The organism is Streptomyces sp. NBC_01260 (assembly GCF_036226405.1).
In the GTDB taxonomy this organism is placed as follows: domain Bacteria; phylum Actinomycetota; class Actinomycetes; order Streptomycetales; family Streptomycetaceae; genus Streptomyces; species Streptomyces laculatispora.
On sequence record NZ_CP108464.1, the window covers coordinates 764,050 to 780,528 of the forward strand.

The 16,479-nt window shown below is 71.1% G+C and carries 10 protein-coding genes; 6 read left to right on the forward strand and 4 right to left on the reverse strand.

Annotated elements, in window-relative coordinates; all coding sequences use genetic code 11:
* Positions 1-85: 85 nt before the first annotated feature.
* Complete coding sequence (locus OG322_RS03495) at positions 86-1,273, reverse strand: SGNH/GDSL hydrolase family protein (protein ID WP_123464283.1); 1,188 nt, start codon at positions 1,271-1,273, stop codon at positions 86-88.
* Positions 1,274-1,353: 80 nt separating this feature from the next.
* Positions 1,354-1,923: a TetR/AcrR family transcriptional regulator gene (locus OG322_RS03500; protein WP_123464280.1), complete on the reverse strand. Its 570-nt coding sequence runs from the start codon at positions 1,921-1,923 to the stop codon at positions 1,354-1,356.
* A 526-nt stretch (positions 1,924-2,449) separates the two neighbouring features.
* On the opposite strand from OG322_RS03500, the gene OG322_RS03510 reads away from it, so the two are divergent.
* Both OG322_RS03510 and OG322_RS03515 read left to right on the forward strand, forming a co-directional pair.
* On the forward strand, positions 2,450-3,817 hold the full coding sequence (locus OG322_RS03510) for a cytochrome P450 (protein ID WP_329307699.1): 1,368 nt from the start codon (positions 2,450-2,452) through the stop codon (positions 3,815-3,817).
* A 157-nt stretch (positions 3,818-3,974) separates the two neighbouring features.
* Positions 3,975-4,511, forward strand: coding sequence for a DUF4232 domain-containing protein (locus tag OG322_RS03515; RefSeq protein ID WP_329306021.1), 537 nt, complete (start codon positions 3,975-3,977; stop codon positions 4,509-4,511).
* Between the two features lie 63 nt (positions 4,512-4,574).
* Here the strand turns inward: OG322_RS03515 and yicI are convergent, their stop codons facing one another.
* Together yicI and OG322_RS03525 are read right to left on the reverse strand one after the other, a co-directional pair.
* A complete protein-coding gene (gene yicI / locus OG322_RS03520; RefSeq protein WP_124285677.1) occupies positions 4,575-6,857 on the reverse strand; it encodes an alpha-xylosidase in 2,283 nt (760 codons plus the stop codon).
* Positions 6,858-6,918: 61 nt separating this feature from the next.
* Positions 6,919-9,834, reverse strand: coding sequence for a glycoside hydrolase family 3 C-terminal domain-containing protein (locus OG322_RS03525; protein WP_329306022.1), 2,916 nt, complete (start codon positions 9,832-9,834; stop codon positions 6,919-6,921).
* Positions 9,835-10,354: 520 nt separating this feature from the next.
* Here OG322_RS03525 and OG322_RS03530 point away from each other — a divergent pair.
* From OG322_RS03530 to OG322_RS03545, 4 genes are all read left to right on the forward strand, one after another.
* Positions 10,355-11,956, forward strand: a complete 1,602-nt coding sequence (locus tag OG322_RS03530; protein WP_329307700.1) for an extracellular solute-binding protein — start codon at positions 10,355-10,357, stop codon at positions 11,954-11,956.
* 100 nt (positions 11,957-12,056) lie between these two features.
* The gene (locus tag OG322_RS03535; RefSeq protein ID WP_123464267.1) at positions 12,057-13,193 is read left to right on the forward strand and encodes an ABC transporter permease; all 1,137 of its coding nucleotides are present in this window, start codon (positions 12,057-12,059) and stop codon (positions 13,191-13,193) included.
* A complete protein-coding gene (locus OG322_RS03540; RefSeq protein WP_123464265.1) occupies positions 13,190-14,161 on the forward strand; it encodes a carbohydrate ABC transporter permease in 972 nt (323 codons plus the stop codon). Before OG322_RS03535 ends, OG322_RS03540 begins: the two co-directional genes overlap by 4 nt.
* Positions 14,162-14,222: 61 nt before the next feature.
* Positions 14,223-16,469: a WD40/YVTN/BNR-like repeat-containing protein gene (locus OG322_RS03545; RefSeq protein ID WP_329306023.1), complete on the forward strand. Its 2,247-nt coding sequence runs from the start codon at positions 14,223-14,225 to the stop codon at positions 16,467-16,469.
* Positions 16,470-16,479: the final 10 nt, after the last annotated feature.

The following is a 16,479-nucleotide window of genomic DNA, read 5'->3' on the forward strand; positions in this document are numbered from 1 at the left end:
GCTCCGGGTGCGCTGGGGTGGGTGCCCCATGATGTCCTGGTGGGGGCAAGGTTGATGCCGCCCCCACCCGGGTCCGGCCGTCCGGTCAGGAAGCGCGGCCGGCGGTGAACGGGCCGCCGGGGGCGAAGGCGAGCGCGGCGAAGCGGTCGCCCATGCGGCGGTGGGTGGCGGCGTCCGGGTGGAGCTGGTCCGGCAGCGGCAGTTCGACGAAGTCCTGCTCGCCGTACAGGCTGCGGCCGTCGAGGTGGTAGAGGTTCGGATCGTCGGCCGAGCGCTGCTCGACGAGGCCGCTCAGGGCCTCCCGGATGACGTTGAGCGTCAGCTTTCCGGCGGCCCGTTCCGCTGGGTCGCCCGCGGCCTTGAACTGGAGCTTTCCTTCACCGAGGTTGCTGAAGTCCGGGACGCTCGGGCCCGGGGTGTCCTCGTGGATGGGGCACAGGACGGGCGAGACGACCAGCAGCGGCACGGTGGGGTGCCCCTCGCGGATGGTGTCGAGGAAGCCGTGCACCGCCGGGGTGAAGGCCCGCAGCCGCATCAGGTCGGTGTTGACGAGGTTGAGGCCGATCTTGACGCTGATCAGGTCCGCGGGGGTGTCGCGCATCGCGCGGGCGGTGAACGGGTCGAGCAGGGCACTGCCGCCCAGGCCCAGGTTGATCAGTTCAACTCCACCGAGGGAGGCGGCGAGTGCGGGCCAGGTGGTGGTGGGGCTCGCGGCGTCGGAGCCGTGGCTGATCGAACTGCCGTGGTGCAGCCACACCTTGCGGCCCCGGTCGGGTGTGGGCTCGACGGGGGCGTCGGTGCGCAGGGCGACGAGTTCGGTGGTCTCGTTGTACGGCAGCCAGATCTCGACGTCCTTGACGCCTTCGGGCAGGCCGGGGAACCGTACGGTGCCGACCGGGCCGGGCCGGGTCTCGGCGGTCCCGGCGGTCATGTCGACCATGAGGACGTTGCCGCCGGTCACGCTCTCCTGCCCCGCGAGGCGGCCGTCGACGAGCAGGTCGTACACGCCGTCCGGACGGGGCGGCGCGCCCTGGTAGGCCGTCTTGGTACGCAGTGCGTCCAGCTCGATCCCGGTGGCCCTGGTACGGAACACCAGCCGTACGCCGGAGGGCTGAGCCTCCGCCATGGCCAGCTGCCCGTCGGCGCACTGCGCACGGGCGCGGGCGGGCAGCCGGTGCGGACGCACCCCGTGCTCGGTGTGCTCCAGGTCCAGCGCCCCGCGCAGGAGTCCTGCGGTGATCGGCGTGGTGATCCAGTCGGTTTCAGTGTGCATGTCTCTACCTGTTGCTCGGAACGTTGGCGTGGTGGGTCGGACCGGTGGGCGGCCGCCGCCCACCGGTGACGGAACTCCGCTCAGGGCGCGGGCCAGTTCCGCAGCAGGGCGTCGAGGGCGTCCAGGGTCCGTGACCAGCTCTCCTGCGAGTCGGGGGCGCTGTGGCTGAACCCGCCCTGCATTTCCAGGCTGACGTAGCCGTGGAAGACACTGCCCAGCAGCCGGACGGCGTGCGTCTGGTCGGGCTCGGTCAGGTCGTAGCCACGCAGGATGGCCCGGGTCATCTGCGCGTGCCTGCCGCCGGCGCTGGCGGCGGCCGCCTCCGGGTCGAGCCTCAGCTGGGCCGCGGCGTAACGGCCGGGGTGCTCGCGGGCGTAGTCGCGGTAGACGTCCGCGAATGCCCTGAGGGCGTCCTTGCCCGCTCGCCCGGCCAGTGCGGCGGCGCCCCTGTCGGCGAGCTCCTCCAGGGCGAGCAGGGCGATTCTGGTCTTGAGGTCGTGGGAGTTCTTCAGATGCGAGTACAGGCTCGCGACCTTGACGTCGAACCGCCGGGCGAGCGCCGAGACGGTCACCTGGTCGAAGCCGACCTCGTCGGCCAGCTCCGCTCCGGCCCGGGCCAGGCGTTCAGCGGTCAGCCCTGCACGCACCATGATCTCCCCTTCGTCAGACGTTACCCATTATGCAGTTACCTAATAGTTTTAGGCAAATAGGTATACCCCACGAAGGTCCTCGAAGGCCGTGTGCCGAACTGACACCGTCCCCGTACGCCTGGCTCCGCCAGCACCGCATTCCCTTCGTGCTGATCGACACGCTGCCGGACCCCGCCGGGCGTTCACGCGGGTCGGAGCCGCGAACCACCGGGGCGGCCGCACGGCGACCGAGCACCTGCTCTCGCTGGGCCATGAGCGGATCGCGGTCATCGGCGGCTACCGGCGCAAGGTGTGCAGCCGCGCCCGCATCAGAGCGCCGCACCACCGCCCCGCATCGCCCGGCCCGGCGCGGACACCCGCGCCCCGTAGCTCCGCCCGGCCACCTCGTGCACCGCGCCCGTCGCGGCTACTCTCGACAACTCACGTACTCCGCAAGGCCGGTGACAGGAGTCATGGTCAGCGGATCCGCCGGGGGCGTGTCGCCGCGCGCCGACCCGGGTGCGCCACCAGGGAGCGGAGACCTCTCATGTCCACGGAGACCGGTCCGGCCGTCGGCGCCGAGCCGCGCGGCCACCGGATCGCGCCGGGCCCGAAGGGGCTGCCCTTGCTTGGGAACATGCCGCAGTTCGCCCGGAACCCCCTCGCTTTCTTCGAGCGGCTGCGCGGCCACGGAGACCTGGTCCAGTGGCACTTCGGTCCCAACTCCTGCGTATTCGTGGCCGATCCGGAGTGCATCGGCGAACTGCTCACCGAGACGGAACGCTCCTTCGACCAGCCGGCCCTCGGTATCGCGTTCCGTACCGTGATGGGCAACGGCGTGGTGGTGGCGCGCGGGACCGAGTGGCGGCGCAAGCGCTCGCTGGTGCAGCCCTCCGTGCGGCCGAAGCAGGTGCGGTCGTACGCGGCCACCATGGCGGGCAGCACGGTGGAGCTGGCGGACACCTGGTCGGGCGGTGAACGCATCGACGTCAAGCGGGAGATGGCGGCACTGACCCAGCGGATCGCCGTCCGCACGATCTTCGGCGTCGACACACCGGCCGACGCCGAGGCGATGGGCCGGGCCATGGACGTGGCCCAGACGGAGATCGGCAAGGAGTTCGCGGGGATCGGCGCACTGCTGCCGGACTGGGTGCCGACACCCGGACGGGCCAGGATCAGGAAGGCCGCCGCGGTCATCGACGCCGAGGTGGGCCGGGTCGTCGCCCGGCACCGCGACGGCGGGGACGAGCGCCCGGACCTGCTCAGCCGGCTGCTCACCGCCGTGGACGAGACGGGTGCGCACCTCACGGACGAGGAGATCCGCGACGAGACGGTCACGCTGTATATCGGCGGTCACGAGACGACGAGTTCGACACTGGTGTGGGCCTGGTACCTGCTCTCCCGCAACGCCAGGGCGCGCGCGGCACTGCACGAGGAACTGGACCGGGTGCTCGGGGACCGGGAGCCGGAGTTCGACGACTACGCGCGGCTGGTGTACGCCCAGGCGGTGGTCAAGGAGACGCTGCGGCTGTACCCGACGATCTGGCTGGTCACCGGGGTCGCGAAGGAGGGGGCGCGGATCGGCGGCGTCGCGATGCCCAAGGGCACCAGGGTGTGGAGCAGCCAGTGGGTCACGCACCGCGACGAGCGGTGGTTCCCCGAGCCGGAGGCGTTCCGCCCGGAGCGCTGGGACGCGGACGCGGGCGACGAGATCGCGGAGTACGCCTGGTTCCCGTTCGGCGGCGGCCCGCGGGTCTGCCTGGGGACGCGGTTCGCGATGGTCGAGGCGGTGCTGATCCTGGCGGTGCTCGCGCGCCGGTTCGAACTGGAGGTGGATCCGGGCACGGTCGGCCCCGTGCCGACGCTGACGTTGCAGCCGGACCGCGAGATGCTGGCCACGGTGCGGGCGCGGTAACGGGTACGGCGGGACGGCTGACGACAGACATCGAATCGGACATGTCCGATCTGTCGCCAGGAACGTGGCATACCGTTCAGAATGTCCCTGTCGGCCATACCGGCCGCCGGGCCCTCCGGCCACGAGCGCAGGCTGTCGATCCAAGGGGAGAAACATCATGCGTCTGTCCTTCGCCCTCACCGCCGCCCTCACCGCGACGGCCGCCGTGGCCCTGACGGCCACGGGCGCGTCCGCCGCCCCGGGCGCCACCCCAGCCGGTACGGCGGCCCGCCCGGGCGTCTGCCAGGAGAAGGCCCTCAGGATCTCGGCCTCGCCCGGCGGGCAGCGACATGTGGCGCGGATCGCCGTCACCAACCGGGGCGGCAGCGCCTGTGTGGTGGACCGGATCCCGACCGTCACCTTCCGGGGGCTGGACGGCTCGGCCGAGCCCGTGCCGCCGGCGGCGAGCGGCGCCTATGTGCTGTCGCCGGGCGAGCGCGGGTACGCCGCCGTGCGCACGGCGGCGCCGGGTACCACCGAGGGGCATGTCGTGCGCACCCTGTCCGTGGCGGCGGACCCCTCGCACCTCGGCGTCACGTTCGGCGCCGCGGCGGTGGGCATGGACGGCGGAATCCGGGTGTGGGAGCCGGTCTCCACCCTGTGGCACACCTCGCGGGCCGCGGCCGACCGGGCGCTGGCCGACGCGACACGCTGAGCGCCGGGAGGTGCGGGTGCGGGGCGCCGGCCACCCCGCCCCGCAACCCCCGTCCCGCGCGTCTCAGGCGCCCCGCACCGTCACGGTGCCCGTCCCCTCCCCCGTGGCTCCCGTCTCCTCGGCAACCACGCGGAAGGGCCGGTCGGTGCCCTCGGCAGTGACGCTCAGGGCCTCCCCGTCCCGTACGACCCGGAACGTGGCGGCGGTGGTACCCGTCAGGTCCGGCACCGTGACCAGGGCGCCTGCGGCGGCGGCCGCCGCCGGGCCGAAGGCCCGCAGAGTGAGCCCGTCCAGCCAGTCGCCGTCCGGGCGCTGGTCGTCGGCGCCCCAGGGGAGCACCGCCCCGGGCCGCACCAGGATCGGCAGGCTGTCGAAGCCGTGGGTCTCGTGGCGCCAGAGCGGTCCGGTGATCGTCTCGCCGGTCAGCAGTGACGTCCAGGTGCCCTCGGGGACGTAGTACTCGACCTGTCCGTCCTCCGTGAAGACCGGCGCGACCAGCAGATCCGGTCCGAGCATGTACTGGCGGTCCAGCATCCGGGTCGTCGGGTCGCCCGGGAACTCCAGCAGCATGGGGCGCATCATCGGGACGCCCGTCCGGTGGGCGGAGGCAGCGGCCCCGTACAGGTACGGCATCAGCCGGTGCTTGAGCAGGGTGAACTTCCGGGTGACGTCCACCGCCTCCTCGCCGAACGCCCACGGCACCCGGTACGACACGTTGCCGTGCAGCCTGCTGTGCGAGGACATCAGGCCGAAGGCGAGCCAGCGTTTGAAGACCGCCGGGTCGGGGGTGCCCTCGAAGCCGCCGATGTCATGGCTCCAGAAGCCGAAGCCGGACAGGCTCAGCGAGAGGCCGCCGCGCAGCGACTCGGCCATGGCGGTGAACGAGGCGAAGCAGTCACCGCCCCAGTGCACTGGGAACTGCTGGCCGCCGGCCGTCGCCGAGCGGGCGAACAGCACCGCCTCGCCGTGGCCGCGCTCCTTCTCCAGGAGTTCGAAGACCGTGCGGTTGTAGATCTGCGCGTAGTAGTTGTGCATCCGCTCCGGGTCGGAGCCGTCGTGCCACACCACGTCGGTGGGCACGCGCTCGCCGAAGTCCGTCTTGAAGCAGTCGACGCCCTGGTCGAGCAGGACCCGGAGCTTGCTGTTGTACCACTCGCGCGCCTGCGGGTTGGTGAAGTCGACCAGGGCCATCCCAGGCTGCCACAGGTCCCACTGCCAGACGTCGCCGTTGGGCCTGCGCACCAGGTACCCGTGCTCCGCCCCCTCCGCGAACAGCGAGGACTTCTGGGCGATGTACGGGTTGATCCACATGCTGATCCGCAGACCGCGCTCCTTGAGCCGGGCCAGCATGCCTTCGGGATCGGGGAAGACGTCCGGGTCCCACAGGAAGTCCGACCACTGGTACTCGCGCATCCAGAAGCAGTCGAAGTGGAAGACGGAGAGCGGGATTTCGCGCTCGGCCATGCCGTCGACGAACGAGGTGACGGTCTCCTCGTCGTAGGCGGTGCAGAACGACGTGGTCAGCCAGAGGCCGAAGGACCAGGCAGGCGGCAGCGCGGGGCGGCCGGTGAGCGCGGTGTAGCGGGCCAGCACCTCCTTGGGCGTCGGCCCGGCGACGACGTAGTACTCCAGCGACTGGTCCTCGACGCTGAACTGCACCTGGCCGACCGACTCCGAGCCGATCTCGAAGGAGACCTTGCCGGGGTGGTTGACGAAGACGCCGTAGCCGCGGGAGGAGAGGTAGAACGGGATGTTCTTGTAGGCCAGTTCGCTGCTCGTGCCGCCGTCGGCCTGCCAGATGTCGACGCTCTGGCCGTTCTTCACGTACGGGGTGAAGCGCTCGCCGAGACCGTAGACGTTCTCACCGATGTCCAGGGCGAGCCGGCCGATCATGTGGTGGGTGCCGTCCGGGGCGGCGGCGAAGGCGGTGCCCTTGGCGTCGACACCGGTGAGACGGCGGCCGTCGGCGTCGAGGAAGGTGAGGCCCCACGGCCCGTCGCCGTCCATGCGCAGGGTGAGCGGTCCGCTCGTCAGTTCGGTGACCGCGCCGTCCCGTCGGGTCCGGGACCCGGCGGCCGCCGGGTCCAGACCGGGGAGGGCGAAGTCGGGTCCGCGGTTCACCGTCCCGGCGTGGTGGGTGGCGCGCACACCGATGATCCCCTCGGCCGGGGAGAAGCATTCGACGGTGATCAGCGGGGTGTTCAGGGTGTCGCCGCGTTCGGCGACGTGCTTGACCGCCGCGTAGGCGGTGAACCGGTCGGCTTTGACGCGCAGATCGCGAATCTCGGTCGCGTAGCAGGCGCGTACGCCCTCACGCATGAGCCAGAAGCCGTCGGTGAACTTCATGGGGACTCCTTGCCGGGGGCAACTGGACGGAGAGGGAAGGGGGTTCGCGGGGCGGCCCGGTTCATTCGGTGTCCCCGGTGAAGGTGATCCGGGCGAGACGTACGGTGCCGTCCAGGGTGACGCGCAGATCGCGGACGCCCGAGGCGGCGAGGGCGGCCCGCTGGGTGCGGTAGTCGTACGGTCCGTCGGTGGCAGTCACCGGGACGGTGACCGTGGCGCCGTCCATGGTGATCCGAACGGCCCCCTGCCCCGATGCCGACACCGCGACACCGCGCACTCCGGCTCCGAAATCGCAGCGGCGGTAGAGGAGTTCGTTGTTCCCGGCGACGGCATTCACGGCGTCGCCGTCCGTCTTGGTCCGGTCGGTGATCTCGGTGGCCAGCTGCTCGTCGTAGTCGGCCGCCTCCAGACCGCGCTCCAGGACGGGCCGGGGGCCGGCCGGTTCGCCGTCGACCGTGACGACCGCGACCATCCGGATGTCCGTGCTGGAGGCGCCGGCCTGGATCTCGTACGCGCCGGGGTCGACGGTCCAGCGGCCGTGCGCCACGTCCCAGTGCCCCAGTTCGGCGACCGGGACCGTGAAGTCGACGCGCTCCCCGGCGCCGGGCGCCAGGTGCAGCCTGCGGTGGGCGGCCAGCTGACGCAGCGGCCGCACGACGGACGGCGCGACCGCCCGCACGTAGAGCTGGGCGACCTCGTCGGCGGCGACGGCGCCGGTGTTGGTGACGGTCAACGACACCCGCAGGAGCTCGCCCTCGCGCTCGGCGGTCAGGGAGCTGTAGGTGAAGTCGCTGTACGAGAGGCCGTGGCCGAACGGGTAGAGCGGCGTGCCCTCGTAGTAGAGGTAGGTCTGGCGGGAGCCGATGATGTCGTAGTCCAGCAGGCCGGGCAGCTCCGCGTCGCAGGCGTACCAGGTCTGCGGCAGCCGGCCGGCCGGGGATACGTCGCCCGCCAGGACCCGGGCGAGCGCCGTTCCGGCGGCCTGTCCGCCGTGCGCGGTCCACAGGAGCGCGGGGAGCGCGGCCGCCGCGTCGGTGAGGGCGTACGGGTAGGCGGAGGTGACCGCCAGGACGGTGCGCGGGTTGGCGGCGTGGGCGGCCCGCCAGAGGCGTTCCTGCTGGGCGGGCAGGTCGAGGGTGGTGCGGTCCTCGGTCTCGCGCCCGTTGATGTGGGTGTCGTTGCCGGCCACGACGATCACGGTGTCGGCCGCGGCGGCGGCGCGGGCCACGGCGTCCTCGCCGCGTTCGGTCACCTCGGTCTCGAAGACCGTTCCGAGGGCGTTCGACGGTCCGGAAGCCGCCTCACCGGGTCCCGGCACTTCTCCCCCCGGTCCGGAAACTTCTTCGCCGGGGGCGGCAACCTTTACGCCGTCGGCGGCAACAGAGACATACCTACCCGTTCCGACGTGCAGAAGGCGGTGACCGCCCGCATGACCCTCCACCGCCTCCAGGCGGAACGTCTCCTGGACGATCCAGCCGCCGGGCTCGTCCGCGGAAGCGCGCACATAGCCGTCCTCGGCCACCGACAGATAGCGGCCGCCCGGCTCCCGCAGGGTGATCACTCCGTTGCCCCAGTCCACGAGCGCCAGCTCAGACGGGATGTCGCCGCAGGTCAGCGCGGGCAGGTCGGTGCGGCCCGCGAGGAGCGCCGGGTCCAGGGCGCCCTCCGCGCCGCGTACCGGATCCTGGCCGGTATCCGCGGCCGGCACCTGGAGCCAGCCGTCCGCACACTTCAGCCGGACCAGGTCGGCGCCCTCCGCGAAGACGATGTGCTCGGCACCGAACCGTTCCCGGAGCCCGTCGAGCGGGGTGGAGCGGTGGATCAGCGTGCCGCTGTACCAGTCGAGTTTGCAGGCGTCCGCGAGCAGCCCGACGACCGCGACGGTCTTCCCGGCGGCGGGGTCCAGCGGCAGCAGCCCGTCGTTCTTGAGCAGCACCACGGCCTGCTCGGCGGCCTCCTGGGCGAGGGCCCGGTGCTCCGCGGTGTCGAAGCCGGCGGCATCCGCGTGCGGGTCGAGGCCGGGGTCGAACTCACCGAGCGAGAAGCGCAGTCCGAGCAGCCTGCGGACGGCGGTGTCGATGTCGTGCTCGTCGAGCAGTCCGCGTTCCAGGGCTCCCCGGATGCGGCCGGTCATGACGGCGGAGTCCTGGCCGTGGTCGGTGAAGCTGTCGACACCGGCCCGCAGGGAGGCGGCCGTCGCCTCCTCGTGGGTGTCGAAGTAGTGCTCGGAGTCGACCAGGTTGGACGGCGCGCCCGCGTCGGAGCAGACCACCAGCGACCGGTCGGTCCAGCTTCGCAACTGCTGGGACAGGAGCGGCGAGAGGTGGTTGGGCCGCCCGTTGACCAGGTTGTACGCGGGCATGACACCGGCCACCGCGCCGGCCCGGACCGCGTCACGGAAGGCCTTGAGGTCGTACTCGTGCAGGACCCGCGGGCGGACCGAGGAGGACGCAATGTCGCGGTCGGTCTCGTTGTTGTGGGCGAGCCAGTGCTTGAGGACCGGGGCGGTCCGCCAGTAGTGCGGATGGTCACCGCGCAGCCCCCGGGTGTACGCGACCGCGATGGCGGAGGTGAGGCCGGCGTCCTCGGAATACCCCTCCTCGCCGCGCCCCCACAGCGGGTTGCGCAGCAGATTCACTGTCGGGGCCCAGACGTTGAGCCCGACCCGGTCGTCCTCGGCCCGCTTGGCCCGGACCTCGTTGCCGACCGCCTCGCCGACCCGGCGCACCAGTTCGTCGTTCCAGGTGGCGCCGAGTCCGACGGCCTGCGGGAAGACCGTCGCCGGTCCCATCCAGGCAACGCCGTGCAGGGCCTCCTGGCCGGTCCTGAAGGCACCGAGTCCGAGCCGGTCGACCGCCGGTGCGAACTGGTGCAGCATCGCGATCCGCTCGTCGAGCGTGAGCCGCTGGAGCAGATCGTCGATGCGCTTGGCGAAGGGCAGCCGCGGGTCGCGGAAGGGCTGCTGTTGTTCCGTCACGTGCGGGTCCCCTTGGAGAGGTGGGAGGTTTTTGGCGCCAGGGCCTCGTGCGAGCCTCCGAGAAGTCTCAGAAGATCTTTCGAAGCGCTTCGATGCTCCGTGGCCGACCCCACCAGTGTCAAGGCCTCGCCCTCGACCTCCGTACACGACAGCCCCCATTGAGCCAGGAAACGGTTCGGAAACTGGTCGGAGGAATCTGGAAACGGACTCTTGTGCGGCCGAGACCCTTCACTTAACCTCGCTGCAACATCGAAGCGCTTCGACAGAGCTTCGACGGGGCGCCCGGCGCCCCGGAATTCCCGGGACGGTGACAGGTTCTGCCGCCTCCATGTTGAACCGCTTCACCTGCGGCCGGTCACGCCGGCTCAGCCAGCAACGCTCCACCTCAGACACAGGAACCGAACGGCGGTCACCCGCCACGTGTCGTCCTGGTGCGCCTCGAAGGGTTGACGCAATGACGCCGAATTCCTCCCCCTCCTCCACGGCTCCGAGCCGGAGAAGCTTCCTCGCCACCGGCGCGGTGGCCGCTGTCGCCGTGGCCGGTGGGGTACCGCTGCTCGCCGCGTGCGGCGGTTCCGGTTCCGGGACCAAGGAGGGCACGACAACGGGCAAGGCACTCAAGAAGGTCGTGCCGGCATACGCCCCGCTGAACCTGGTCGAGCCGGATGTCGCGAGCGTCAACGGTTCGAGCCCCGGCTTCACCACGCTGCCGGACCCGCTGGTCACCTCGGTGAAGTCGGTCCCGGGCAAGGGCTCGGAGTTCCGCGTCATGACCCCGCTGTGGGGCACCGTCCCGAAGAAGAACAACCCGTACTACACGGCGGTGAACAAGGCGGTCGGCGCGACGCTCGACTTCGACCCGCAGGACGGCAACACCTACCAGGACAAGATCGGCGCGGTGCTCGCCGGCTCGGACATCCCGGATGTCATGACGATCCCCGGCTGGAACATGCAGGGGCAGATCCGCAACGCGATCACCGCCAAGTTCGCCGACCTGAGCCCCTATCTGGCGGGCGACGCGGTCAAGAAGTACCCGAACCTGGCGAACATCCCGACGGGTGCCTGGCAGTACTCCGTCTTCGGCGGCAAGCTGCGCGGGCTGCCCATGCCGACGCCGGTCATCGGCAACGCGATCTTCTACCGCAAGGACCTGATCGGCTCGGGCGCGGTCCCGGCGAGCGCGGACGACCTGCTGGCGTTCGGCAAGGAGTACACCGCGCCCAGGAAGAAGGTCTGGGCCTTCGACGACCTCTGGACCTGCATCCAGAAGATCTACGGTCTGCTGCCCGACGCGCCGCACTACTGGCAGTTGGAGAACGGCAAGCTGGTCCACAAGATCGAGACGAAGGAGTACCGGGAGGCGCTCGCCTTCGCGCGCAAGCTCCACGACGGCGGATACGTCCACCCGGACGCCGAGGCCAACAAGGACGCCGACTCCAAGATCCGCTTCACCAGCGGACACGTGGTGATGTACAACGACGGCACCGGCGGCTGGAAGGGCATGGTCACCGAGCAGGCGACCGCCAACGCCAAGTTCGACATGCAGGCGCTCGACTTCTTCGGCCACGACGGCGGCAAGCCGGTGCTGTGGCAGGACGACCCGGCGGGCATCTTCACCTTCCTGAGCAAGAAGCTCTCCACGGCGCGGATCGAGGAGTTCCTCGCGATAGCCGACTACGCGGCCGCGCCGTACGGCACCAAGGAGTTCATGCTCACCAACTACGGCGTCAAGGGCACCCACTACACGCTCAAGGACGGGGCCCCGGCCTACACCCCGCAGGGTGTCCAGGAGGCCCAGCCCTCCACCTTCCTGTTCCTCGCCTCGCCCCCGGCCTCCATCGCCTACCCGGACCAGCCGCAGCTGGCGAAGGACTACGCGGCCTGGATGGCGCGGCAGGCCCCGCACGTCAAGAAGCCCCTCTTCTTCGGCATGCAGATCGTCGAGCCGCAGCGGTACGCCTCGCTGTACACGCCCTTCGACGACCTGCAGAAGGACATCCGCCGCGGCCGCAAGAAGGTCAGCGACATCGACGACGCGGTGAACACCTGGAAGAAGAGCGGCGGCGAGAAGCTGCGCGCCTGGTACCAGGACATTCTCGACAAGAACGGCTCCGGCAACTGACGCGTACGAGGCGCACCAACCGTACGCAGGAGAGCGAGAGAGCCGCCGGGCTCACGAAGCCCGGCGGCCGGGGCCAGGAGCACGACATGGGGAGCACACGGTGAAGCCACGGGCCACGGTCGCGACCGACCCGGCCCGCACCGCCGACGGGGCCAGCGCCCCGGCCGGTGGCAGCGGGAGCGGTGACGGCGACGGCAGGGACGACACGGACGGAAGCGGCGGGCGGACGGGCGGGCCCCGCGCGATCAGCGCCCGCCGGCCCCGTACGGCGAAGAACGGACCGGCGAGGAACAGGCCGGCGGGTTCCGGACCGCGGGCGGGCGGCATCACCTGGCGCCAGCGGCTGCGGCGCGACCGCACCCTGGTGCTGATGACGCTGCCGGCCATCGCCCTGCTGCTGATCTTCAACTACGTACCGCTGCTCGGGAACATCGTGGCCTTCCAGGACTACGACGTCTACGACCTGGGAATCACCGGCAGCCCCTTCGTCGGCTTCGACAACTTCACCCGGATCTTCGAGGACTACCGCTTCTGGGAAGTCCTCATCAACACCCTGGTCATCTTCGTCACCCAGCTCGTCCTCTTCTTCCCCATCCCGATCGCGATCGCGCTGCTGCTCAACACGATCATGAGCGCACGGGTGCGGGCCTGGGTCCAGGCGGTCGTCTACCTGCCGCACTTCTTCTCCTGGGTACTGGTCGTCACGGTCTTCCAGCAGATGTTCGGCGGCGCCGGCCTGGTCGCCCAGTGGCTGCGCGACCACGGTCACGAGGGCTTCGACCTGATGACCAACCCGGGCTTCTTCAAGTTCCTGGTCTCCGCCCAGGCGGTGTGGAAGGACGCGGGCTGGGGCGTGATCGTCTTCCTCGCCGCGCTCGCCGCCGTCAACACCGATCTGTACGAGGCCGCGGCCGTGGACGGGGCCGGCCGCTGGCGCCGCATGTGGCACGTGACGCTGCCCGCGCTGCGCCCGGTCATCGCCCTGCTGCTCGTCCTGCGGGTGGGCAGCGCGCTCAACCTCGACTTCGAGCAGATCCTGCTCCAGCGCGACCAGGTCGGTGCCGGCGCATCGGAAATCCTCGACACCTACATCTGGTGGACGGGCATCAAGACCGGCGACTTCGGCTACGCGGCCGCCGCCGGAATCTTCAAGGGGCTGTTCAGCGTCGCCATGGTGCTGGGGGCCAACAAGGTCGCCCACATGCTGGGTGAGCAGGGGGTGTACTCCAAGAAATGACAACGCTCCTGGAACATGAGAAGGACCCGGCGCAGGCCGCGCCCCGCGCGGAGACCCCGCTCCAGCGCGCCCTGCGCATGGAACCCCGCCCCGTGTGGGAGGAGGAGCCCACCAAGGCGGGTCTCGCCTTCAAGGGCGTCGGTCTCGTCGCGATCTGCGCGGTGGTGATCATCCCGATCTGGGTGGTGCTCGTCACCAGTCTCTCCGACACCAGGACGATCAACGAGGCGGGCGGTCTGGTCGTCTGGCCGAAGCACATCACCTTCATCGCCTACAAGGAACTGCTCAGCGGGGGCGCGGTGACCCGCGCGGCCGCGGTGAGCGTGGGCCTCACCGTCGTCGGCACGGTGGTCAGCATGGTGGTCTCGGTCCTGTGCGCGTACGGGCTGAGCCGCCGCGACTCGTACGCCCACCGTCCGCTGCTGATGACCCTGATGGCGACGATGTTCTTTGGTGCCGGTCTCATCCCGACATATCTGCTGGTCACGGGAATCGGGCTCAGCGACAGCTACTGGTCGATGATCCTGCCCAGCGCGATCAGCGTCTTCAACGTGCTGGTCCTGCGCGGCTTCTTCATGGACACCGCGCCCGAACTCATCGACGCGGCCCGGATCGACGGCGCCGGCGAGTGGCGCATCCTGCTCCAGATCATCATGCCGCTGTCGCGTGCGGTGATCGCCGTGATCTCGCTGTTCTACGCGGTCGGTTACTGGAGCCAGTGGTTCAACGCGATGCTCTACATCCAGGACAGCGACAAGTACCCGCTGCAGATGATTCTGCGTCAGCTGGTCCTCCAGCACCAGGTGCCCCCGGGCGCCATGGGCGCGGCGGTCAGCAGCGGGGCGATCAACAGCCTCGCCGTGCAGATGGCGGTCATGATCCTCGCGCTGATCCCGGTCGCGGTGCTGTCGCCGTTCGTCCAGAAGCACTTCCAGAAGGGCATGCTCACGGGCGCCGTGAAGGGCTGACTCCCTCCGCCGCCGGGCCAGCAGCTCCTCCCTCCCCTCCCCTGTCCGGAAGGTGTTCGCCATGCGCGCTTCGTCCGCGCCCACGCCCAGCCGCCGTACCGTGCTCGCCGGAGCGGCCGTCGCCGCGGCGGCCACGGCCCTGCCGGTCGCGGCCCCCGCCGCTGCCGCCCCGACGCACCGGCCCGACGAGAGGCACCAGCCGCACCGCTGGCGGACCGCCGCGATCGGCGGCACCGGATTCGTCACCGGGCTGCTGTTCCACCCGGCCGTGAAGGGACTGGCGTACGCCCGTACCGACATCGGCGGCGCCTACCGTTGGGACGCCGCGAAGGCCCGCTGGACCGCGCTCACCGACCACATCGGCTGGGACGACTGGAACCTGCTCGGCGTCGAGGCCCTGGCCGTCGACCCGGCGCACCCGGACCGCCTCTACCTGGCCTGCGGTACGTATGCCCAGGACTGGGCGAGTCCCGGCGCGGTGCTCCGGTCCGAGGACCGGGGCGCGACCTGGAAGCGGGCCGATCTGACCGTGCGGCTCGGTGCCAACGAGGACGGGCGCGGGACCGGTGAGCGGCTGCTGGTCGACCCCCGGGACAGCGGGACGCTGTGGCTCGGCACCCGGCACGACGGGCTGCTGCGCTCCACCGACCGGGGTGCCACCTGGGCCCCCGCCGCTTTCCCGGCCCCGCCGTCGGCGGGCGGTCAGGGCGTCGTGTTTCTCGCCGCCGCGGGCCGGACGGTGTACGCGGGCTGGGGCGACGGCCCCACCTCGCTCTACCGCACGGACGCGTCCGGCGGCTGGGAGGCGGTGCCGGGCGGGCCGTCGGGGAGCGCGGCGACGAAGGTGCCGGTCCGGGCCGCGTACGACGCCCGCGGCCGGGCGCTGTACGTCACCTACGCGGACGCCCCGGGCCCCAACGGCCAGTCGGACGGCTCGGTGCACCGGCTGGACACGGTGACCGGCACCTGGAGCGAGGTCACTCCGGTGAAGCCGGACGCCGCGGCCGGGGACGGCTTCGGCTACGGCGGTGTCGCGGTCGACGCGCGCCGCGCGGGCACCCTCGTCGTCACGACCAACAACCGCTGGTCGCAGGTCGACACCGTGTTCCGTTCCACCGACGGCGGCGCCTCCTGGACCTCGCTCAAGGAGGCCGCGGTCCTCGATGTCTCGGAGACGCCGTATCTGCGCTGGGGCGAGGCGGAGGCCAAGTTCGGCTGGTGGATCCAGTCCGTCGCGGTCGATCCCTTCGACTCGGAGCACATCGTGTTCGGGACCGGCGCGACGGTCTTCGGGACCCGCGATCTCGTCCACTGGGCACCAGAGGTCCGCGGTCTTGAGGAGTCGGCGGTGCGATTCCTCATCGCCCCGCCCGGGACGGGCGCCCGGCTCCTCAGCGGGCTGGGCGACATCGGGGTGATGTACCACGACTCGCTCACCGCCTCCCCGTCCCGCGGCATGGCGTCGAACCCGGTCTTCGGCACGGCCGCCGGTCTCGCCCTGGCCGCGCGTCGGCCCTCGTACGTCGTGCGGACGGGCCGGCCGTCAGGATCGAACGCCGCCGGAGCCTTCTCGCACGACGGCGGCAGGAGCTGGCAGCCGTTCGCCGCCCAGCCGGAGATCGCGGCCTCCGCCCCGGGCCCCGTCGCGGTCTCGGCGGACGGGGCGACGCTGCTCTGGTCCTTCGTCCACTGGGACGGCACGAAGTATCCGGCGCACCGCTCCACGGACGGCGGTGCGACCTGGACCGAGGTCGCGACCTTCCCCGAGGGCGGTACTCCGGTCGCCGATCCGCTCGACCCGCAGCGCTTCTACGTCTACGACACCGACACCGGATCGGTCTTCCGTTCCCGGGACGCGGGGGCAACGTTCACCCAGGGGGCGACCGGACTCCCCTCCGGCGACGTGCAGTTCAAGGTGGTGGCCGCGCCGGGCCGCAGCGGTGATCTGTGGCTGTCCGCGAAGGACAACGGCCTGTTCCGCTCGACGGACTGCGGGCGCGCGTTCACGGCGGTGGCCGGCTGCCAGGCCTCGCACGCCCTGGGCTTCGGCAGAGCCGCACCGGTGAGGGACCGCAAACGGCCCGGCGCCGGCTACCCGGCCGTCTTCCAGACCGGCAGGGTCTCCGCGACGTTCGACGGTGTGGCGGTGCTCCGCTCGGACGACGCGGGCGCCACCTGGGTCCGGATCAACGACGACACCCATCAGTGGGGCTGGACCGGCGAAGTGATCACCGGTGACCCCCGCGTCCACGGCCGGGTGCACCTGGGCACCAACGGCCGCGGCATCCAGTACGCAGAACCCGAATAAGGAACGAGAG